The 22265-nt window shown below is 41.5% G+C and carries 22 protein-coding genes and 2 pseudogenes; 15 read left to right on the top strand and 9 right to left on the bottom strand.

Annotated elements, in window-relative coordinates; genetic code table 11:
* Positions 1–48 precede the first annotated feature (48 nt).
* Positions 49–807: a beta-carotene ketolase CrtW gene (crtW, locus tag ICL16_RS39680; RefSeq protein WP_190837130.1), complete on the top strand. Its 759-nt coding sequence runs from the start codon at positions 49–51 to the stop codon at positions 805–807.
* Here the strand turns inward: crtW and ICL16_RS39675 are convergent.
* From ICL16_RS39675 to ICL16_RS46480, 5 genes are all read right to left on the bottom strand, one after another.
* Entirely contained in the window at positions 804–1448 is a 645-nt protein-coding gene (locus ICL16_RS39675; RefSeq protein ID WP_190837128.1) for a hypothetical protein, read from the bottom strand. The genes crtW and ICL16_RS39675 overlap by 4 nt on opposite strands.
* 24 nt (positions 1449–1472) lie before the next feature.
* Entirely contained in the window at positions 1473–2141 is a 669-nt protein-coding gene (locus ICL16_RS39670) for a DUF2834 domain-containing protein (RefSeq protein WP_190837126.1), read from the bottom strand.
* A 103-nt stretch (positions 2142–2244) separates the two neighbouring features.
* Positions 2245–3336 carry a heat-inducible transcriptional repressor HrcA gene (gene hrcA / locus ICL16_RS39665; RefSeq protein ID WP_190837124.1) on the bottom strand — a complete coding sequence of 364 codons (1092 nt, stop codon included), beginning with the start codon at positions 3334–3336 and terminating at the stop codon, positions 2245–2247.
* Between the two features lie 268 nt (positions 3337–3604).
* Complete coding sequence (locus tag ICL16_RS39660) at positions 3605–3964, bottom strand: rhodanese-like domain-containing protein (RefSeq protein ID WP_190837122.1); 360 nt, start codon at positions 3962–3964, stop codon at positions 3605–3607.
* A 187-nt stretch (positions 3965–4151) separates the two neighbouring features.
* On the bottom strand, positions 4152–4328 hold the full coding sequence (locus ICL16_RS46480) for a hypothetical protein (protein WP_238361158.1): 177 nt from the start codon (positions 4326–4328) through the stop codon (positions 4152–4154).
* 77 nt (positions 4329–4405) lie between these two features.
* Here ICL16_RS46480 and ICL16_RS39650 point away from each other — a divergent pair, with 77 nt between their 5' ends.
* The 3 genes from ICL16_RS39650 to cysE all read left to right on the top strand — a co-directional run bounded on the left by ICL16_RS39650 (position 4406) and on the right by cysE (position 7565).
* A complete protein-coding gene (locus ICL16_RS39650; RefSeq protein ID WP_190837120.1) occupies positions 4406–5995 on the top strand; it encodes a DUF3352 domain-containing protein in 1590 nt (529 codons plus the stop codon).
* 133 nt (positions 5996–6128) lie between these two features.
* On the top strand, positions 6129–6611 hold the full coding sequence (locus tag ICL16_RS39645) for a hypothetical protein (protein WP_190837118.1): 483 nt from the start codon (positions 6129–6131) through the stop codon (positions 6609–6611).
* Between the two features lie 192 nt (positions 6612–6803).
* Complete coding sequence (cysE, locus tag ICL16_RS39640; RefSeq protein WP_190837116.1) at positions 6804–7565, top strand: serine O-acetyltransferase; 762 nt, start codon at positions 6804–6806, stop codon at positions 7563–7565.
* 37 nt (positions 7566–7602) lie between these two features.
* Here the strand turns inward: cysE and ICL16_RS39635 are convergent, their stop codons facing one another.
* Entirely contained in the window at positions 7603–8199 is a 597-nt protein-coding gene (locus tag ICL16_RS39635) for an Npun_F5749 family FMN-dependent PPOX-type flavoprotein (protein ID WP_190837114.1), read from the bottom strand.
* A 221-nt stretch (positions 8200–8420) separates the two neighbouring features.
* On the opposite strand from ICL16_RS39635, the pseudogene nrdJ (ICL16_RS39630) reads away from it, so the two are divergent.
* From nrdJ (ICL16_RS39630) to ICL16_RS39585, 10 genes and pseudogenes are all read left to right on the top strand, one after another.
* Positions 8421–9644: pseudogene (gene nrdJ, locus ICL16_RS39630) on the top strand (ribonucleoside-triphosphate reductase, adenosylcobalamin-dependent); the annotation flags it as partial.
* Positions 9645–9935: 291 nt separating this feature from the next.
* A pseudogene (nrdJ, locus tag ICL16_RS39625) lies at positions 9936–11009 on the top strand (ribonucleoside-triphosphate reductase, adenosylcobalamin-dependent); the annotation flags it as partial.
* A 104-nt stretch (positions 11010–11113) separates the two neighbouring features.
* The gene (locus ICL16_RS39620; protein WP_190837112.1) at positions 11114–11332 is read left to right on the top strand and encodes a ssl0294 family protein; all 219 of its coding nucleotides are present in this window, start codon (positions 11114–11116) and stop codon (positions 11330–11332) included.
* 338 nt (positions 11333–11670) lie between these two features.
* On the top strand, positions 11671–11964 hold the full coding sequence (locus tag ICL16_RS39615) for an RNA recognition motif domain-containing protein (RefSeq protein WP_190837110.1): 294 nt from the start codon (positions 11671–11673) through the stop codon (positions 11962–11964).
* A 365-nt stretch (positions 11965–12329) separates the two neighbouring features.
* On the top strand, positions 12330–13376 hold the full coding sequence (gene fbp, locus ICL16_RS39610; protein ID WP_190837109.1) for a class 1 fructose-bisphosphatase: 1047 nt from the start codon (positions 12330–12332) through the stop codon (positions 13374–13376).
* Between the two features lie 158 nt (positions 13377–13534).
* Complete coding sequence (gene tal / locus ICL16_RS39605) at positions 13535–14680, top strand: transaldolase (RefSeq protein ID WP_190837108.1); 1146 nt, start codon at positions 13535–13537, stop codon at positions 14678–14680.
* 114 nt (positions 14681–14794) lie between these two features.
* On the top strand, positions 14795–16324 hold the full coding sequence (gene zwf / locus ICL16_RS39600; protein WP_190837106.1) for a glucose-6-phosphate dehydrogenase: 1530 nt from the start codon (positions 14795–14797) through the stop codon (positions 16322–16324).
* A 100-nt stretch (positions 16325–16424) separates the two neighbouring features.
* Positions 16425–17798: a glucose-6-phosphate dehydrogenase assembly protein OpcA gene (gene opcA, locus ICL16_RS39595; RefSeq protein WP_190837104.1), complete on the top strand. Its 1374-nt coding sequence runs from the start codon at positions 16425–16427 to the stop codon at positions 17796–17798.
* Positions 17799–17997: 199 nt separating this feature from the next.
* Positions 17998–18288: a hypothetical protein gene (locus ICL16_RS39590; RefSeq protein ID WP_190837102.1), complete on the top strand. Its 291-nt coding sequence runs from the start codon at positions 17998–18000 to the stop codon at positions 18286–18288.
* 72 nt (positions 18289–18360) lie between these two features.
* Positions 18361–19758, top strand: coding sequence for a cobyrinic acid a,c-diamide synthase CobB (locus ICL16_RS39585; protein WP_190837100.1), 1398 nt, complete (start codon positions 18361–18363; stop codon positions 19756–19758).
* 51 nt (positions 19759–19809) lie between these two features.
* Here ICL16_RS39585 and ICL16_RS39580 read toward each other — a convergent pair whose 3' ends face one another.
* Positions 19810–20409: a Uma2 family endonuclease gene (locus tag ICL16_RS39580; protein ID WP_190837097.1), complete on the bottom strand. Its 600-nt coding sequence runs from the start codon at positions 20407–20409 to the stop codon at positions 19810–19812.
* A gap of 61 nt (positions 20410–20470) precedes the next feature.
* Here ICL16_RS39580 and ICL16_RS39575 point away from each other — a divergent pair, with 61 nt between their 5' ends.
* Positions 20471–21376, top strand: coding sequence for a DNA adenine methylase (locus tag ICL16_RS39575; RefSeq protein ID WP_190837095.1), 906 nt, complete (start codon positions 20471–20473; stop codon positions 21374–21376).
* Between the two features lie 43 nt (positions 21377–21419).
* On the opposite strand, the gene ICL16_RS39570 is transcribed toward ICL16_RS39575, so the two are convergent.
* Positions 21420–21803 carry an aspartyl protease gene (locus ICL16_RS39570; protein WP_190837091.1) on the bottom strand — a complete coding sequence of 128 codons (384 nt, stop codon included), beginning with the start codon at positions 21801–21803 and terminating at the stop codon, positions 21420–21422.
* Positions 21800–22117 carry a hypothetical protein gene (locus tag ICL16_RS39565; RefSeq protein WP_190837089.1) on the bottom strand — a complete coding sequence of 106 codons (318 nt, stop codon included), beginning with the start codon at positions 22115–22117 and terminating at the stop codon, positions 21800–21802. The genes ICL16_RS39570 and ICL16_RS39565 overlap by 4 nt, the downstream gene beginning before the upstream one ends.
* Positions 22118–22265 lie beyond the last annotated feature (148 nt).

Below are 22265 nucleotides of genomic sequence, written 5' to 3'. Positions count from 1 at the left end.
TTATGTCAAAAATCTGGTTTTACGTAAGTCATTATTCGGAGTAAAGTTGTGACCCAATCAGAACATCTATCTAGTTATCCGGTAAAAGTCCCTCATTTATCAAGTAGGGCAGGAGTATTCATTGCTCTACTCGTGATTGGGGTTTGGTCAACAAGCTTAATTTTATTACTTTTGGTAGATGTATCTAAATTAAACTTTTTTAATATATTGCTTGCCCTATTTTGGCAAACTTTTCTGTTTACAGGATTATTCATTACTGCTCATGATGCCATGCATGGAGTGGTACTTCCTGGAAATAGCAACATTAATCATTTAATTGGTTCGATAAGCTTAACACTTTATGGCTGCTTACCATATAAGGAATTGTTGAAAAAACACCATGTACATCACCGCCATCCAGCCAGCCAAACAGATCCAGATTTTCACGACGGTAAACATAAAAACTTCTTTGCCTGGTATTTCCATTTTATGAAGGGGTACTTCAATTGGCAGCAAATTCTCACCTTAATGATTATCTACAACATCGCCAATTACGTACTTCATATCCCCCAAGCAAATTTAAATTACTTTTGGGTTATCCCTTCGCTTTTGAGTTCAGTACAGTTATTTTATTTTGGTACCTACCTGACTCATAAAGAGCCAGAAGGTGGTTATAGCGAACCTCATCGCGCTCAAACGATCGCAAACCCAATGTGGTGGTCATTCATCACCTGCTATCATTTTGGCTACCACGAGGAACATCACCAATATCCTCATCTTCCTTGGTGGAAGTTACCATCCGCTTACAAGCTAAGATTTACAAATTAAAAAGATTCCCTTAGTGGAGGACGCAAGCACAGATAAGCAAGTGGACCAATTAGCGGCACAATTGCAGTAGCCCAAAACAGTGGGGGATTATTCCATCTACGACGTGCCATATCATCACCAAGTACAGTGGGAAATAATAGGCAAAACAGGCAGAAAGCCAAGCTCATCCCATTGATAAACTTGTCAGTAAGAAACTGTTGCCAATAATCTTGCCAATTACCTAAGAGCAAAGCACTTAATAGTAAACCGATTGTGTTTAAACTCAAGATAATACCAAAAAAGCGAGAATCTAGCAGTTTCAAAAAAGCGTCTTTTTGCCCAGAAAATTCTTGATTCGGTTCACGAAGAGCTAGATAAGGTAAAAGACCAAGCACACCAGAACCCACTGATGCTAAGGCAAATGGCCAGAAAGGAATCCACTGCATCTTACCATCAATAAACAGAAGACCACTGTAAATTAGTAGCCAGATACCAACCAGAGCAAATAACGATAGGATGATTGGATTTACCTCCACCCAATTTAGAGTAATGATATTTTTCAATAATGTTAGTGTTTCCTCTAAATGTAGTGGGGGGGCTAGCAGCAAAATATAAGCTATAAATCCAGCCCATAATAACCAAAGTGCAATTTTTCCAGTCATATTATTGGTTGCGATAAAGCGCTACTACGAACCTACAGGTTGTTGCGTTACTGTTTGTGCACTTTCTGGTAGAGGTGGACGTACACACAAATAAATCAACGGACCAAATAAAGGTAAAAATCCTAACCAAAACATCTGGTGATTTTTTATCCCTCTTCGTGCCATATCATCTCCAAGCAGTGCAGGAAACAACAGGCAAAGTAGACAAAAATCTAAACTCATGACGTGAATGAAGCGGCTAGTTTGCCACTGTTGGACAAAATCTCCCCAATCTCCGACCTTGATGCCATAGGCAACTATAATAGCTGCGCCTATAGTTAGGACAATACCAGTTATACGCGCATCTAGGATCGCTAAAAAGAAATTCTTTTTACCTGAGAACTGTTGATTTGGTTCCCGTAAGGCTAAGTAGGGTAAAAGTGCAAATGCTCCCACTCCAAAAGAAAATGCGGCGAAAGGCCAAGCAGGTATTTTTTGCTCTCTGCCATCGAAAAACAACAAGGCACTATAGATGAGAGGCCAGATACCCATAATGTTAAATAATGCCACAACTAAGGGGTTAATGCCCTGCCACTGACCAGTGGAAAGATTTTTAATTAACTCTAATGTATTGGGTTGATTTGGAGGGGCAAAGAGAAATGCGTAGGTAATCAACCCTAGCCACAATAGCCAGAAGGCAGTTTTTCTTACCATAATTTGATTTATTTAATTCCTATGGGGTGGTAGTACAACTCTTACCCAGTATGAGTTATCACGATTTTATACCTTAAGGAAAGCTGAATAATCATAAATCCCACTAGGGGTTGAAATTACTTAAAGCCCCCGATAGATAATCAGCAGTAGCACCAACTACGGCGATCGCATCTTCATAATTTAGGCGTGTTGGACCTAAAACTCCCACACTACCTACTGGTATCGAACCGCGACGATAGTTAGTCGAAATTAGGGAACAGGTACGTATAGGTTCGAGAGGGTTTTCTGCACCAATACGAACCGTTACTCGTGGTTTATCCGCCATCACCGCCTCTGGTTCCTCAAATATCAGGTTCCACAGTTGCTGTTGTTCTTCCTCTAAAAGCTGAATCAGAGTCTGTACTTGCTGTAGTTGGGAAAACTCTGGTAAGCGCAAAACCTCCGTCACACCGCGAACCATAATTTGTGTAGAAGCTGTCGTATGAGTACGACGAATTAGTTCAGCGAGTGATTTTTTCAAATATTCACCATAGCATTGAAACTCCCAGTCTAATTTACTCCAGTCAAGAGTAGTTAATTCTGCTATACTTTTGCCTCGCAAGTGAGTATTGAGAAAATTAGAAACAATCTGCAACTCACGCTCAACAACTTCTGCATCCGGTTTTGCTTCTTCCTCGGCTGAAGGCAAATCCATTACTGCCGAATGTGTCTCATAATTATCCGTAACCACAATCAGCATGATTCGTCCAGTTTCGATTGGTACTAGTTGCAAATGTCGCAACAATGCTGTTGGGGTGTTTTGTGGCATAGTAATCAAGCTAATGCACCCACTTAAAGTTGCGAGGATATGCGCTGATCCTTGCAGTAAAGCTTCTAAACTCCAATCTTCCCAGTTAAGGTTGCTTTGTAGTTCAACCTCTACCTTTCGTGCTAAAGTTTCTGATGGTGTAATTAGTTGATCTACATAAATCCGATAGCCGGAATCAGAGGGTACTCTTCCTGCGGATGTATGGGGTTGGTAGAGTAAACCAACTTTTTCTAATACGCCCATAGTATTGCGAATGGTAGCCGAGCTCACACCCAGCTTGTACTCTTCTACCAGAGCTTTAGAACCAACAGGCTCAGCTGTCGCAATATAGTGACGTACCGTTGCCCAAAGTATATGCTGTTGTCGATTGGTTAGTTGGACTTGCATATAGAATATTTTACTAAAGGCGTATTTTAAGTAAATTCTGAAAAAATGATTAATATTTAGTAAAGCAGAATAATAAATTATTATCTTCTGTATAAATAAGTAAAACTAAATTCTCTGTGACGCCCTGTGAAAATGCTGTATTATACAGCACAAGTATTTCGACTATTTTGGTACGTAGTGCCAGTACATACCATATAATTATATATCTTTACAAAATTTGCGCCAAATTGCTGTATTTGAGGCTACGAATTTTTGTCACTAGGCTGGATTAATACAAGGGAATAGAAGGGTCAACCTGCATGGAGTAGGCATCAATACCTCCAGCTATGTTCTTGACATTTGTAAATCCTTGTGTTATGAGCCAATGACACATTTGCGCAGAACGGACGCCGTGGTGGCAAAGTACAAGGGTTTCAGCATGAGGATCAAAACGGGTAGGAATTTGCTCAGCCCAAGAGTCAAATTGGCTCAAAGGTAAGTTGACGAAGCCCTTAATCTGGGCAACATTAACCTCTTGTGGTTCGCGTACATCCATGAGCTGAAGGCTGCCATCGTTGGAAGATAGGCGTTGCGCAAGCTCCTCTACACTAATTTCCGGAAGGGATTGACCAAAAAATTTTCCCGACATAAAGTTTTTCAACATTCATATACCAAATATAGCAATTCTACCGTCAAGAAAGAATTTGTACAAAAATACCTAATAATCGTTCCACTGGTTCAATTGGTATCTCCACTGGATCAATATATAAAGTTTGGTTTTCTATTTGATATTGCATTTTCCTTTTCACTTCTAGCAATAATGGAGCAATAATTAATTATGCCCTGGTTTCACTATTAATTGCTGTTGCTAAAGGTAGAGAATCTTGCAATGTCATTGACAATAATTCAGTAGGTAATACAGGCTGTACATTGAGAAATAATCGAGTTGTTTCTGCCAAAGTTAAATTAAATTCTTCTACAAGGTTTTTGAGTGTAAATTGACTGTACGGCATAAGATGTTATTGTATTTATGTACTGAGTAACTATTTGATTAACGACTTGCTGGCAAGTGCAGGTTATATAAAAAAATATGAAACAGCGTTCATTTTTCAGTTTACTAGCAGCTAGTATCATTGTACTGCTATTGCTTGGGCTTACCAGTTGTCATGGTTCGGTAGGTAAAAGTAAAATAAGCTCTACCAGTGGCGATCGCCAACAGCCAGAAGCTGCCATGTTCGTGTCTAAAAGCGCACCAGTTATGGTGTCAATGTTAGTGAATCCAGAACGTTTACCGAAGTTACCGTCGGAAGAAGTATCCAAGTTTACTAAAACTTTATTTAATCACACTGATATTGATTACCGTCAAGATATTCAACCCTGGCTGGGAGACGAAATTACATTAGCTGTTACTACCTTAGATATTGATCGGGATGAGGAAAACGGACAACAGCCAGGGTATCTTATGGCACTAGCTACTGTTAAACCAACAGAAAGCAGTGAGTTTGTAGAGCTGTTGTTTTCTAAGCGGGCTTTAGCTGGAGCAAACTTGGCTGTCGAACAGTACAAAGGTGTTAAGTTAATTTATGAAAATCGTCTTGCTAGTGCAGTTGTTGGCTCGCGCTTTGTGTTATTTGCTAACGATCCAAAAGTGCTGCGAGAAGCAATTAATAATGTTCAAGCACCCGATGTCAATTTAACTAGTTCTAGTCGATTCCAGCTTGCTATTAAACAACTACCTCAAGAAGCACTGGCTACAGCTTTTCTCAATCTGCCCTACTTAGCAAAATGGCAGGGGTTACAACTACCAATCCAAACCTATGATAGTCAAATTCTTTCTTTAGTATCAAAACCAAAAGGATTACTTGCAGAAACTGCTTTTTTAGCAAAAGTTGAAATGTCACCGTCAGAGCAATTATCAACTAAAACTGTAGGGGCATTACAGTATGTTCCAAAAGAGGCTGGTTTAGCAATTTCTGGGAGTAATTTAAGTAATTTAGATGAGAGTAATTTAGCTCAACTTTGGCGACAAATACAAGCAGCAATTTCTGGTTCTCACAAAGATGTATCTATAAATTTTCAAAGCTGGGGTATAAACTGGAAAGAGGATATTTTTAACTGGGTGCAAGGTGAATACGCTCTAGGTTTGTTACCCCACACAGGGCAAACAAATCCTGATTGGGTTTTTGTTGTGGAAAAATTACCAGACACACCAAATCTAATTGACCGGTTGGATACTCGCGCACAGGAAAATGGACTCACACCTAGTTCTATCACTATAGACGAACAAAAAGTTTCGGCTTGGACTAAAATAACTACTAAAGATAGATTTGATCTTCAAGCAAAAGTGCTAGGGGCGCATACAAATATAGGTAATTACGAAATTTTCTCTAACTCTCTTGAGGCGATAGATGAAATACTCAAAGCTAAGGAAAATTTCTTGGTGAGCGAGCGCAACTTTCAAGACAGTATCGCCCCATTCCCGCAACCCAATCAAGGCTACTTATATCTTGATTGGGCAAAAAGTCAACAGATTGTCGAGCGTCAAATTCCCATTCTCAAGTTGGTAGAATTAGTAGCCAAGCCTTTTTTCGACCAACTCAAGTCTATAACATTTAGTAGTTACGACAGCAACACAGAATTGTTGAAAGGTAGCATATTTTTCCAATTCAATGATTTATAAACTGTAGAGACGCCCCGGTGGGGCGTCTCCAAACTGTGGCACATAATGATGTGGCACAAATGTGTGAAATTTAAACAGTTTTCTCGTTAGTATGTGTATATAACACAACTACAATCAGTTGTGGGAGGGCATTATGAAACATCGTCACCCGCGACTTATTACCAGCGGTTTGCTTCTAGCAATAATTAATGCTATTATCCCCATCCCTGTAATAGCAGATACAGCCTCAAATTTTGGCAAAATCTCTTTAGCACCAGGTTTCTCTGTTAACAATGGAACAGTAGGAGGCTATACGGGCGGTTCATACTCATTATCAGCAATTAGTAACCGCGATCGCGACAGGAATGCCTGTATCGGCTTTGCTTCTCCTAAACCAGATCATATTCTAGTTTTGGAAAAAGACCTTCCCCGTTTGAAAATTCAAGTAGATAGTGGTGGTAAGGATACCACATTACTCGTTAAAGGGCCAGACGAGATTCTTTGCGGCGATGACACTGGTAGAAATAAAGACGCCAGTATAGAACAAAGTAAATGGAAAGCGGGAACCTACAGCATTTGGGTAGGAACCTTCAATTCTGGTACAAAACTTAACTATACCCTTTCGATTCAGGAATAAAGTTATAAATAACCTTCTTTGCCATAGCAACTAAAAAGCTAAAATAGACAATAATACCAAATCCGGTTTTGACAACCCCCGAATCATTACGGCGGTACGTAATGTAAAGACGTTACATGTAACGTCTCTACAAGAATTGTGGGTTTAATGCACGGATTTATTATTTGTTGGTAAAACGAGGGTACGGTAAGCGTGCTATCTACACTTTTAGCAGACTTTCGCATCATTTTTGAACGTGATCCAGCTGCCCGTAACTGGTTGGAGGTATTGTTTTGCTATCCTGGTTTGCAAGCACTGCTATTCCATCGGGTAGCTCATAGATTGCATGGCATAGGCTTTCCCTTGATCCCTCGCCTGATATCTTACATTGCTCGATTTTTGACAGGAGTAGAAATTCACCCTGGAGCAGTGATTGGGCATGGTGTATTTATTGATCATGGAATGGGTGTGGTGATTGGCGAAACCGCAATTGTGGGAGACTATGCCCTAATTTATCAAGGTGTCACCCTTGGTGGTACTGGTAAAGAATGCGGTAAACGTCATCCCACCATAGGTGAAAATGTTGTAGTGGGAGCTGGTGCCAAAGTATTAGGTAATATCCAAATTGGGAAAAATGTCCGCATCGGCGCAGGCTCAGTTGTTCTGCGTGATGTACCTGCTGACTGTACTGTAGTAGGGGTTCCTGGGAGAATTATTTATCGCTCTGGGGTTCGCGTTGAACCGTTAGAACATGGTAGATTACCAGATACTGAAGCTCAAGTCATCCGTGTTTTATTAGACAGACTAGAGCAACTAGAACAACAAGTTCAACAGTTGCACCCAGGGAACTTGTCAATCCCCTTTTCTGCTCAAGATTCCGTGAAATTACCAGACTCATCCAAGTCTTTGACTCACACCTCTTGCTACATCAAAGATAAGGTAATAGAAGAATTCTTAGATGGTTCTGGGATTTAAATGTTGTAGAGACGTTCCGCCGGAACGTCTCTACGTGTTACGGATTAACACTTATAGTAGTCCAAGTTAGATCCTCATCGCGCTCGTACAACCAACGATTCTGAGGTTCGCCTCGTAATTCTAAATGATCTACTTGCACGGGATCTAGTAACAATAAACAAAAGTTGGCAGGGGGATTAACTGCATCAGGTGGTGGTGGTGAAAATTCCTCTGGGTTAGCTCTATTTTCACCAGGATGAGGCCAAACAAATTGTAACCGGGCATTGTCGGAAAGTTCACGCCATGTTGAGTTACGGGCGAGTTGCAGTTTGTCATCGGGATGATTGACATCAATCACAGTCAACTCTCCCTCAATCCGAAATTGTTCGCGAGTAACTGTGAAATACCAACAAGCTTCTCCCCAAGGTTGATGGAGTATTTGCTGATATTTTTGGTTACGGGCGTCGGTGATAATTTTGAGCTGGTTGGTATCATCTAGAAACCCGCGAAAAACTACAGTCCGGTTCGCTGGGCGTCCATCAGGTTTGACTGTTGCTAACTGAAAGTAGCGTCCGTGGGCTTCTTTGCGGTTGTGATGAATGGCACGGGCTAGGGACGATCGCCAATTGCATTGTAATCCCGGTTCGGGATTCATATTTGGATCACCCTCGCTCTTTTATAAACAAGCTTATTATACACGATATATTTTTTTACGGCTAAGATATATCATTTCCTCTTTCTGAGCAAGACTCATTAAACTCGATAGCCATCAATATAGCTGTAGCTATAGCGCAAATTTGGCAATTTTTCAATCTTTACCCCTGCATTCACTTAGCGTATAGTCGTAATCTGTCACAAGCAACAAGACGCTCATTTATGGTTCGAGAACTAGAACGCCTCCGCCTCCGTTGTGATTTTCCAGAAACCGCCCCAGCAGCTAATCCCGTGTTTTACCGCACATACAGCCGTTCTGTAGCGCAAAACAGAGAAACATGGGATCAAGTATGCGATCGCACAATCAGAGGATTAATTAATTTAGGTAAGCTATCGCCACAAGAAGCTGATATAATAGAAAGAATGCAAAAAAGTCTAAAAGCTCTACCCAGTGGGCGCTGGTTATGGGTTGGTGGTACAGATTGGCTGACAAAACAAAAAAATTTTTCTGGTGCTTATAATTGCACTTCTACTAACCTAGAAGACTGGAAAGCTTTTGGGTTAATGATGGATCTGGCAATGATGGGTTGTGGTACGGGATCGGTATTAGAGCCGAAATATATTAACCAGCTACCGCCCATTCGTAATCGTCTTCACGTACAAGTGAGCGGAAAAATTGGTAGTACGCCTCCAGAGGATCGCCGCGAACAAACACAAGTAAAAATAGAAGGAAACCATGTCACTATTTACGTTGGCGATAGCCGTCAAGGTTGGGTGCAATCCTACCAAAGCTTATTGGAACTTTCCACTGATGAACGTTTTGCCACAGAAGTTCAAGTTATAGTCGATATCAGTGATGTACGTAAAGCCGGAGAGACTTTAAAAGGCTTTGGCGGTGTTGCTAATCCGGTTAAATTACCCGAACTTTACCAGCGTTGTGCAGCAATTTTGAATAAAGCTGTAGGAAGACAATTAAATTCAGTAGAATGCTGTCTATTAATAGATGAAGCTGCTGTCACGATTGTTGCCGGAAATATCAGACGCTCTGCAGGTATTCGTCAAAGTGTGAGTGAAGATAATTTGTTCGCCGATGCGAAAGCTAATCTTTGGCAACAAGATGCTCAGGGAAACTGGCGCATCGATCCAGAGCGTGATGCTCTAAGAATGGCCAACCATACAAGAGTTTTTCACACAAAACCAACTTTAGAAGAATGTATTGATGCTGTCGGCAAACAATATTATTCTGGTGAAGGTGCGATTCAATGGGCTGGTGAAGCTGTAGCTCGGGCTAATTGTGACTTATTCATAAATCACGCCCAAAAAGTAGACTTTCTCAAAGCTTATAGTTTGGGAACAGCTAAAGATTGGTTGCAACAACACTATCCTCAAATTCCTGAACCAGAATTAGAGCATCGTTTAGCTCGGTTTGGATTAAATCCGTGTGGTAGATCGTAATTTTGCCTCACGTTAAAAACCGGGGAAATTCAAGGAAGGCTAAACTGCAACAACGGCAAGCTAATCTTGAGCTAACCTGATGATTTAAAAGTCAAAGGTAGTGCAACGCATAGGGGTTGAAACTCAAGAATCACGAGAATATAATACCCTCACGAGTCTCCGGCTACTGTGATAGTAGAAAAGATATGCTGAACTGAACTGGAATTAACTAGTTGTATCCCAATGGGTATGAGGGAAACCTCCAGAACTAGAGGATAAAAAGCCTTTAGGATAACAAAAATGGAAATTATCGGCTCGAATTTCCACTGTAATTTGTCGGAAATTCACCTCAATCAAATTGATCCAAATAATTATAAAGAACAGGAGGAAGCTTTTACCGCAGGTGCATTATCTGTAGCAGCACTTTTACATCACAAATTTATTGAACCCCGCTATCAGCAAAGCCGGGAGTTAGATCCGATTGTGGGTGTTTCCTTCACGGGTTTGTTCGATTTCTTTGTTCACGCTTTTGGTATAGAATGGCTACATTGGTGGACACAAGGAAGACCAACAACTCCACAAGGATTAGCGTTTAAACGTCAGGAAGAAGAATACCTCAGTTTATGGAAAGATATTGTGCATCAAGTTGTTTGGGATTATTGCGCTCGCCACAATCTCAAACGTCCAAATCGTTGTACAACAGTCCAACCAAGCGGTACTAAATCTTTATTAACCGGTGCTAGCCCTGGATGGCATCCCCCCAAAGCGCAAAGATTTATTCGTCGCATCACCTTCCGCAAAAATGATCCTGTAGCCTTAGCTTGCATTGATTACGGGTATAGTGTCATTCCTTCTCAATCTGATAAAGATGAACAAGGTAATTTGTTGAATGACGCCTTTGATCCCAGAGTCAGTGAATGGCTAATTGAAATCCCTGTTGCTGTATCTTGGGCTAATTTAGCAGGAGCGGATGAAATAGATATTTCTCAGTTTTCTGTTTTGGCGCAATTAGATTTTGCTATGCAAGTGCAGCGCCATTACGTCACACATAACACATCTTCGACACTGGAGGTGCGTTCTGATGAAATAGAACCTTTGGGACAGAGAATTTACGAGGCGATTCAAAATGATGAGGGCTACATTAGCGCTGCTATTCTAGCTCGCTTTGACGATCACCAATCCTTTCCACGTTTACCATTTGAACCAATAGATAAATCGATCTACGATCATTTGGTACAACAAGTTAAAGCGCGACGCAAAACTGATAATTTCCTGACGGCGCTTTCACGTTATGATAATGGTGAATTGACTGAAGCAGGTCCGGTTGGTTGTGACTCAGACAAATGTCTGTTCTCAGATCAGCAACCAAATTCATAAGAAGACCTCAACGTACAAATTCCATATTTGTTCGATAAGATCGTCACTAGTGATTTGTCACAAATGACTAATCACTAAAGACCATAGTACTAGGAAATTCTGGCATGTTCATTACTGAACTGACCCCAATCTTCACACATCTGACTCAACACCCAGTCTCATTTTTTGGCGGATTTGTCTCTGGTGTACTACGGCTTCACCTAGCTGACGATCCTGTTAAAAGCTGGCTAGATCAACAAACCGGTAAAACTTCTTACAACAGTTCTACCGTAGTAGGTAACGGTAAAGCTGATGGCGGTCCTCAGTCAATAGCGATCGACTGATCAAGAAACCCGGTTTCTTTAAGAAACCGGGTTTCTGTCATATAAAATAAAATCTAATTAAAGAGCAAAAATTCTCTAACCTATAAGCGACGCTAATTATAAATTACTAGCGTTTGTAAGGCACTTTACTTTAAAAAAAGTCACAATCAGTTATTATATGAGCGTATGCGAAATTTCAGCCTGACCATTGGTCAAGTCGTTCATCATGCGACCTGATTGCTTGATGCTGCATTTGCCATTAGTGAATCAGACAAGACGGAAGCAATGCTTGCTGTTTGTTTTAGCTGTTCTTAAGTCAAGCTGAACTAAACGCTTTTCGTTGAACTTACGTGATCCACATGACTATTTACGTTGGAAATCTCTCTTACCGCGCTACCGAAGCCGACTTAAGGGTTGTGTTTGCAGAATACGGCGAGGTGAAAAGAGTTGTTTTACCTACTGACCGGGACACAGGTCGGATGCGGGGTTTTGCTTTCGTTGAAATGAATGAAGACGCTCAGGAAGATGCAGCTATCACTGAATTAGATGGCGCAGAGTGGATGGGTCGTCAACTTAGAGTCAATAAAGCCAAGCCACGAGAGGATAATAATAATAACCGACGAGGTAGTTGGACGAGAAAACAGGAGGCTTAAGAGCCATAGAAAACAATGTTAGCAAATTGTTTTCTGTTTGTGCAAGGCATTTTTGGCGATTATTTCACGCTTAACCATTGAAAATCTAAAAATTTACAAAAGTACCTCCGGCAGGTTGTGACTATAATCAATTATGTCACGGCTAGTCGGTTTTCGCCATGATTTGATAGTATAATAACATACAAACACTTTCGCGAGATAGCCCAGAAAAGACCCAAAAGCGATTCAAATATTTAGTTTATCTAAAATCACCTTTAAGTTGTCAAATTACCTTTCTAAGATAGAGGCAGCAACCACAAGTTGCTGCATAACGCACAGGGAACCGAAACAAACAACACCCACTTCTTAGAGCGAGGATTGAGAACATGGCCGCATCGCCGGAATTAGAGTTGCCCATAGACGATACCACAGATATTGCTCTAGACCGAGATTGTACAACATTATCCCGTCACGTCCTACAGCAGCTACAGAGCTTTTCTCCAGAAGCACAGGACTTGAGCGCGATAATGAATCGCATCGCCCTTGCTGGCAAATTGATTGCTCGTCGCCTGAGCCGTGCTGGTTTAATGGAAGGGGTACTCGGATTTACTGGGGATGTTAATGTACAAGGAGAATCCGTCAAAAAGATGGATGTCTACGCCAATGATGTATTTATCTCGGTTTTTAAGCAAAGCGGTTTAGTTTGCCGCTTGGCTTCTGAGGAAATGGAAAAACCCTACTACATTCCCGAAAACTGTCCCATAGGTCGCTATACTTTGCTGTATGATCCGATTGATGGCTCATCGAACACTGATACCAATCTCAGTTTGGGTTCTATTTTCGCAATTCGGCAACAGGAAGGATCTGACCTTAACGGTGAAGCAGATGACCTTTTATCCCCAGGGCGCAAACAAATTGCAGCTGGGTATATACTTTATGGTCCCAGCACGATGCTGGTTTATACTATAGGTAAGGGAGTTCATTCGTTTACCCTTGACCCTAGTTTAGGGGAGTTTATTCTCACAGAAGAAAACATTAAAATTCCTGACCACGGTTCCATTTATAGTGTGAACGAGGGAAATTTTTGGCAGTGGGACGAATCAATTAGGGAATACATCCGTTACGTGCATCGAACAGAAGGTTACACTGCTCGTTATAGTGGGGCAATGGTGAGCGACATTCATAGAATTTTACTTCAAGGCGGTGTGTTTCTCTACCCAGGGACACTTCCTAAACCCGAAGGCAAACTGCGTTTGCTTTATGAATCTGCTCCCCTTGCTTATGTACTTGAACAAGCAGGTGGTCGTGCTACCACAGGACATGTAGATATCTTAGATGTAGTGGCAAAAAAACTGCATCAACGCACGCCACTAATTATAGGTAGTCCTAAGGATGTAGCAAAGGTTGAGTCTTTCATTCAAAATGGTCATTGAAAGAGTGTGACTCTAACAGTTAGCGAGCGTATAAGTATGTATGCCAATAACAGAAGTTAGTATTGGCGATTTGCCATGTTGGAATGGACATAGTTAACAGTTAATAGTTAACGGTTAACAAACATAGAAAAAACTAGCAGGAGTAAACAAAGGCGATTATGACAACTAATCATTTACTAGAAATTAAAAACTACGGTCAAAGTATCTGGATGGATAATTTGAGCCGGGACATTATTCAGTCAGGTGAACTGAAAGACATGGTAGAAAACAAAGGGATCTGTGGGATTACTTCTAACCCAGCTATCTTTGAAAAAGCGATCGCCGGCAACGCGATTTATGACGCCGATATTGAAGCTGGCATCAAGGCTAAACTACCAACTTACAAAATCTACGAATCGCTAGCATTTAAAGATATTCGCGATGCTTGTGATATTTTGCGTCCTGTATACGATGCAACAGAAGGTTTGGATGGTTATGTAAGTATAGAAGTACCACCTACCATTGCTCACGACACAGAAGCAACCATTAATGAAGCTCGTCGCTACTACCAAGAAATTGGTCGGGAAAACGTCATGATTAAAATCCCCGGCACATCATCTGGTTTGCCAGCAGTAGAGCAAGTAATTGCTGATGGTATAAATGTTAACGTAACTTTACTATTTTCTGTGGAAAGTTACATAAATACCGCTTGGGCTTACATTCGCGGCTTGGAAAAACGGGTACAAGAAGGTAAAGAAATCAACAAACTTTCCTCTGTAGCTAGCTTCTTCCTTTCTCGGATTGACAGCAACATTGACGGTAAGATTGATGCCAAGCTAGCTAAAGGCGTTGATGACATTACCCAAGAAGCAAAGCTCAAAACTATCAAAGGGAAAGTAGCGATCGCCAACGCCAAGATTGCTTACCAAGAATACAAAAAGATCATCAACGACGAACGCTGGAAAGCCTTGGCAGCAAAAGGTGCAAACGTGCAACGGTTACTGTGGGCAAGTACCAGCACCAAAGATCCCAGCTATAGCGACGTTATGTACGTTGATGAATTAGTAGGTCCAGAAACTGTCAACACCCTACCACCAGTAACAATTGAAGCTTGCGCCGATCACTGTAACGCAGCCAGCCGGATTGAAACAAACGTAGATGAAGCTTACCAACTGATCTCTAGCCTCAAAGATCCAGATATCAACATCGACATCAACAAAGTGATGGACGAACTGCTGGTTGACGGAATCGATAAATTTGTCAAGCCCTTCCAATCACTGATGAACTCCTTAGAAAACAAAGTGAAACAGTTGTCACCAGTGTAGAAATTAGGGCATAGGGGAATAGGGCAAGCGGGAATAGAACAGGAATTATTCCCCATTGCCCATTGCCCATTGCCCATTGCCCATTCCAACCCTAATCCAAAATCCAAAATTGTTATGGTTAGTCTACTCGAAAATCCGCTGCGAGTTGGTCTGCAACATCAACGGATGGCAGAACCCCAGATTATAGTCATATTTGGTGCCTCCGGGGACTTAACAAGCCGTAAACTAGTGCCAGCACTTTACAAACTGCGACGGGAACGACGCATTCCCCCAGAAACCACTATTGTTGGTGTAGCTCGTCGAGACTGGAGCCATGACTACTTCCGCGAGCAAATGCAGAAGGGTATGGAGGAGTATTCTGACGGTATTGAGCCAGCAGAACTTTGGCAAGATTTCTCCCAAGGTTTGTTCTACTGCTCTGGAGATATGGATAACCCAGAGAGCTACGAAAAACTGAACAAATTGTTGAGTGAATTAGACGAAAAACGAGGCACAAGAGGAAACAGAATCTTTTATCTTTCTGTTGCGCCAAAATTCTTTGCTGAAGGCATCAAGCAACTAGGAACAGCCGGGATGCTTGAAGATCCTTACAAGCATCGTCTGGTAATTGAGAAACCTTTTGGTCGAGACTTAGCATCTGCCCAAAGTCTGAACCGCGTTGTGCAGAAATATTGTCATGAAAATCAAGTCTACCGCATTGACCACTACTTAGGCAAAGAAACAGTTCAGAATTTACTGGTGTTTCGCTTTGCCAATGCGATTTTTGAACCATTGTGGAATCGGCAATTTGTAGATCACGTGCAAATTACCGTGGCAGAAACAGTGGGAGTAGAAGACCGTGCAGGTTACTATGAAAGCTCAGGCGCACTAAGAGACATGTTGCAAAACCACCTCATGCAACTGTTTTGCTTAACTGCGCTTGAAGCACCTAACTCTTTAAACGCCGACAGTATACGTACAGAAAAAGTTAAGGTACTCCAGTCCACTCGTTTAGCAGATATTCAAAATTTACAACGTTCTGCAGTACGGGGTCAATATAGCGCTGGATGGATGAAAGGTAAAGCCGTACCAGGGTATCGCGAAGAACCAGGAGTTAATCCTGAATCGACAACACCTACCTACGTTGCTATGAAGTTTTTAGTTGACAACTGGCGTTGGCATGGTGTTCCCTTCTACCTACGTACTGGTAAACGGATGCCGAAAAAAGTCAGTGAGATTTCTATCCACTTCCGTGAAGTTCCCTCGCGCATGTTTCAGTCGGTTGCACAACAAAAAAGCGGTAACATCTTGGCGATGCGGATTCAGCCCAATGAAGGAATATCCCTCCGGTTTGATGTCAAGATGCCTGGGGCAGAATTTCGTGCCCGTTCTGTAGATATGGACTTTACTTACGGTTCCTTTGGAATCAAAGCTACATCTGATGCCTATGATCGCTTGCTACTAGATTGTATGATGGGCGACCAGACATTATTCACACGAGCAGACGAAGTTGAAGCTGCTTGGCAGGTAGTCACACCAGCCCTTACAGTTTGGGATACACCTGCAGATCCGGCAACCGTACCCCAGTACGAAGCAGGTACTTGGGAACCAGCCGAAGCAGAATTATTAATTAACCAAGATAATCGCCGTTGGCGCAGACTGTAGAAATAATTGCTAATTGCTAATTGCTAATTGTAACAAAAAGCAATTAACTATTAGCAATTAACGATTCTTCTATTAACGATTAGCAAACCTCAAAACTCCTATGACTTCCCAAGCTCCTACAATTTTTTCACTTCAAGCACCAAAGGATATTTCGCTTTCGGAAATTGAAGCAGAATTAAGTCAAATTTGGCAAAGTTACGGTATTGCAGGCGAAGACGGTGCTCTTCCTGCCGCCACTCGTGCCACAACATTTACTTTAGTGGTTTACGAACCAGAAGAAACCCAACATCTGTTAGCTGCCTTGGGATATTATCATGGTCCAATTGATGGTATTCTCGGACCACAAACTCAAACTGCGCTGCTTCAAGTGCAGAAAACTCATGGGCTAGCAGAGACAGGAAAAGCTACAGAAGAAACTGTAACTTTATTGCGAGAAGAACTCGCTAAACGTCACGGCAATGCTAAGAGCGAAAATGGTTCTGGAGGTAAGTCTTATAATTCAGATTCGACAAGCCCTAGAATTGCTGATGAAATTGCTCTACGTAACCCATGTCGCATTATTAACTTGTCTCCTGTAGCAGGAGAAGATGAAGGCGTTAAAGCTCAAGTTTCTGCCTATTGCCCCATCCAAAAGCAATCAACCAGTACACTTGTTTGCTGTGAGTACATTACTTTATCGGGAACTTCTACTGCTTTAGAAAGAGTAGGCGGTATGCTGCCAGCGTTGTTAATTGGTGGTTTACCCAAGTTTCTCTGGTGGAAAGCAACACCAGATCCTAATAATGCACTATTCAAGCGATTAGCAGCAGTTTGTAACAACGTAATTGTCGATTCTTGCAACTTTAACAAGCCGGAAATTGATTTGATTAGCTTGCAAGAGTTGATAGAATCTGGTGTACCACTAGCTGATCTTAACTGGAGTCGTATTTCTGGATGGCAAGAGTTGACAGCAGAAGCTTACGATCCACCGCAACGTCGTGATGCTTTGGTAGAGGTAGACAAAGTAAACATTGACTATGAAAAAGGCAACCCTGTACAAGCGTTGATGTTTTTGGGTTGGTTAGCAAGTCGGTTAAATTGGCATCCAGTTTCTTATACAGAAGAAAGCGGCGACTACGATATTACCAAAGTTACTTTTGTTACTCAAGACCAACGGCAAGTAGAAGCTGAGTTGGCAGGAGTACCAGTCGCTGATGCAGGTGAAATTCCTGGTGACTTGATTGCTATCCGTCTCAACTCCACCAATCCGCAGGCAAACTGTGGTACTCTTATCTGCTCTGAGACTGGTGGTTGTATGCGTATGGAAACACACGGCGGTGCGCAGTCTACTGGTGTGTTTCAACAAGTGACTTCTCTTTCTGAGCAAAAAGCAGAAGTTTTACTCAGTCAGCAGGTACAACGCTGGGGACGGGAAGCACTGTTTGAAGAAAGTCTTGCAGTTACAGCTCAGATGCTTAAACTTGGTAATAATTAAATTTTAGATTTCCTATTTAATCTAAAATATTTAAAGTACTCCAAAAAGTCTCAAAAGGTGATCATATAATACCTTGAAGATGATTGTGAGTACTTTTTATTATGTATGAATTTGTAATAAAATGTTGCTTTGATATGTGTATTACTTGATATAAAAAAGATAAAATAATCAAATAAATATAATTGAAATAACGAAAAAAATGATCATCCACAAAACTTTAGTAACTCTAACTGCGGCGATCGCTATCTCAGTCAGTTTAATGCCAACGCTACCAGCTCATGCCGCCAGAGGTGAAAACACTTGTAACACCCTTGTGAGAAACAGTAGATACAGAATAATATCAAGGAGTTCTGGACAACCAATCTATCTAGATGGTAGAGTTGTTCGATACCGTTATAATTACGTAGTTGAGAACAGAAGAGGCAGACGCGATCGCATAGGTTGTGTGTGGAATGTACGTCGTGAAACCGCTAGACTCGTAAACTACTAAAAAATGGGAAATTAAAACTTAAGTAAGTGTCAAGTTGTGCTTTTTTAGTAAAAGAGAACAACAGTTAGTTTTATGAGTTTGATCGTAAGTGGTATTTCTAGTGGGGTGGGTAAGACGACAGTTACACTCACCCTTTTGGCATATTTATGTCGTCAGAGTGTGCAGGTACAATCTTTCAAGGTTGGACCAGATTATATCGATCCAATGTTCCATCAGCACGTAACTGGTCGTGCTTGTCGCAATTTAGACCCAGTGCTGACTTCTGAAGCTTATGTACAGCAGTGCTTTGCCTATCATACCCTTGATGTGGATTATGTCCTAGTGGAAGGGGTGATGGGGTTGTTTGATGGTGTAACCCCACCCCAACCCCTCCCCTTACTAAGGGGAGGGGCAAACGACTTTGCTAGTACCGCTCACATAGCACGGTTACTAAATTTACCTGTATTATTAGTGATAGATTGCAGTCGGTTGTCTGGTTCCGTAGCTGCGATCGCTCACGGTTATCGCTCGTTTGATCCCAGCATTAAAATGGCAGGGGTGGTACTCAATCGTGTAGGAAGCGATCGGCACTTATCTCTACTTAAAGATGCACTCTTACCCCTAGAATTACCTATCCTGGGAGTACTGCGCCGCGAGGATAATATCACAATTCCTGACCGTCATCTTGGTTTAGTACCCACAGCAGAACTTCCTCAACTAAACGCTTTGATGGAAAGACTTGCCCATTTAGGTGAGACTTGCTTTAATTGGGAAAAATTATTACCACTTTTGGAAACACGCGGGGATATCAAAATCCGTAGAGACGCTCCGGCGGAGCGTCTCTACACAATCGCCAATCATCAATCTAAAATTAGAATTGCGGTTGCACGCGATCGCGCATTCAGTTTCTACTACCAAGATAATCTTGACTTGCTGCAAAAATTGGGTGCAGAACTAATTTTCTGGAGTCCCTTGGAAGATAGTTTACCAGAGTCCGTGGAGGGAATGTATTTTGGTGGTGGTTTTCCAGAAGTTTTTGCTCAACAACTTGCAGAAAATACTAACGCTCGTCATGCAGTGAAAACAGCAATTCTCTCTGGAATGCCAACAATAGCAGAGTGTGGCGGATTGATGTATTTGTGTGAGCAAATAGTCGATTTAGAGAGTAAGCCTTACCCGATGGTGGGGGTGTTACCGACGACAGCCGAGATGGGGAAGCGTCTTACCTTGGGTTATCGTCGAGCGATCGCTCAACATGATAATTTACTTGTATCCGCAGGTACAACTGTTTACGGGCATGAGTTTCATCGTTCTCGTTTAATCTCTACTCCAACCCGTCCTTTGTATCAAACTTATCGCTACGATAACCAAGAAAATACAGGAGACGAAGGATGGGATTTACGAACATCTTTACACGCCTCTTACATCCATCAACATTGGGGCGCACATCCTGAAATTCCAACACGGTTTATGCAATATTTTAGGAAATAAGATCCCCGACAACTTTGAAGTCGGGGATCTTGTTCTTTTAAATTAAATGCATTATTCATCAAATTCTCCCTTAAACACTTGTTCGGCAGTCAGAGCTAAGTTTGGGAAGCTTGGAGAAATAATGCTTTCGCTGCCCTGAAAAACTCCCACGTCTACATATTGCCCTTCCGTAAGCTTCAATACAGTTATTGCTTGAGCTTCAGGATCGATCAGCCAATATTCAGGAATGCTACGTGCTGCATACTGGGCACGTTTGCGCGTGATGTCCCGTTCCCGGTTCACTTTACCCGGACTGACGACTTCAACCACCAAACGAGGCGCAGGCATTTCCAGCTTAATTGTCAATCGCCGTTGCGTCAAGTTCAGGTGAGTAGAATCCAAAATCACCAAGTCTGGATAGCGATTGGCTGCATCCTTTGGTTGCAAAACCGGAACTTCCAGTTCGCAACTGTGTGGGCGGATCAGTCGCGCCGGAACAATGCGTGCATTTGCCAGCACGAGAAATAGATAGTTAGCAATCCAATCATTCAGTTCTGACTCTGGCGGCAACTCTACTAATTCTCCATCACTCAACTCATAGCGTTTGTCTGTACCGTCGTCATAGTTCAGGTACTCCTCAAAGCTAGTAAATCGTGGTTTAGCTTGAGTCATGGCGATTTACAAAAACATTATTATACAATAAGTAAAGACTTTTTGGCAGGAAAAATCAACTATGCCTCGACCCTTCTTAAAATGGGCTGGTGGAAAGGGTCAGCTTATTGAACAGATAAGTAAATTTTTTCCAAAAGAACTACTAGATGGCTCAATCAAAAGATATATTGAGCCATTTATCGGAGGTGGCGCAGTATTTTTTCACTTTGCAGATAATTATCCATCAATAGAAGAATTTTATATATTTGATATTAATCCTGAGCTAATTTTAGCATATAAGACTATTCAAAATCATGCAGAAGAGTTGGGCGAACTTTTGCAAAAGATTCAAAATAAATACTGGTCATTAAATCCTGAAGAAAGAAGTAAATATTTTTATCAAGTTAGGACTTATTTTAACCAACAAAGATTACAAACAGATTTTGAAAATTACAGTGATAGTTGGGTAGAAAGAACTGCACAAATTATATTTTTAAACCGAACCTGTTTTAATGGGTTATTTCGAGTAAACTTAAAAGGAGATTTTAATGTTCCTTTCGGTAAATACAAAAATCCGACAATCTGCGATTTAAATAATTTGATGGCAGTTTCAGCCCTACTCAAAAAAACCCAAATATTTCATGGAGACTTTACCCTCTCCCAAGAGTTTGTTGATAGCAAAACCTTTGTCTACTTTGACCCACCCTATAGACCAATTAGCAAAACTTCTAACTTTACTTCCTACTCTCAAGGCAGTTTCGATGATACCGATCAATTAAGGCTTAGAAACTTTTTTTCAGAGCTAAACTCTTTGGGAGCTAAACTACTGCTGAGTAATTCCGATCCAAAAAATGTAGATGAAGATGATATTTTTTTTGAAACTAATTACGCCAAATATAGAATTGAAAAAATCAAAGCATTTCGTAATATTAATAGTAAAGCTGAAAAGCGTGGACAAATTAATGAGTTATTAATTATGAATTATTAGTTTTTTAATATTAATTCCTCTCCACCATGATTCCAAATAAATATTAATTTCTCTCCACCATCTCAAGCGTCAATATCCCTCTTGGTTTATTGACCACAAGCTGCATAATGTCCAACCATAAGGAGCCTATCAAGGTATCAGGTATGTCATCACCAACGTGGACGGGAATAATAACTTCCGTACCATCAATTATGACTTTGCCCTCATAAATGTTTAACCGTGCTTCCCCTCCTGCTGTGCGCATTTCAACCTGTGCGGTTAGCAATGACCAACCCACAGCTTCTAGATCTTGAGTGTTGATGGCAAGCCAACCATCCGTAAACCCGGTATCGAGTAAGGCTTCAACAGAAAATTCATCTCCATTGGCGGCAACAAGCTGGATTTCAAAGTACAACTCCCCATTATTACCAAATCGCCCTGCAATCATATTGACCCGCAGGTTCCAGTGTCGTTGAGCCGGAAGATAGTGAGTTTTACCTTGTCAGTTTTACCATAGGCTTCACGAATTTTTTGCGTTATACCGAGCAAGGTTGGGTCAATGAGATAGTTTTCACTGTCTGGGTCAATCGCAATATGCCAGTTATAATATGACTCGATCAACTGTGGACGCAAGCGCTCGAAAACGGCACGACACCGCATAGCAAGAGCGCGTTGCTTTTCTTGACGACGGATCTTTTCTTCCGCTGCTATGGGGGATGGCGGTAAGATGCGGGTGCGTCGTTGGTCGGATAGCTGTGTCATATCAATAATAATGTACGCGCTTGTTTAGTTTTATTATGCCGTGATCAAGTAAAGTTGTGACGTAAACTCATAACTCTGCCCTGATGTGGCATCCATACGTACCTTAAAATGAATGAATTGTCTGGAACTCTTGCCAGCCAATTGAGGA

It is taken from the genome of Iningainema tapete BLCC-T55 (assembly GCF_014698965.1).
GTDB lineage: Bacteria > Cyanobacteriota > Cyanobacteriia > Cyanobacteriales > Nostocaceae > Iningainema > Iningainema tapete.
Note: the sequence above shows the minus strand (reverse complement) of the source record. Positions and strands in the feature narration are given on the sequence as shown.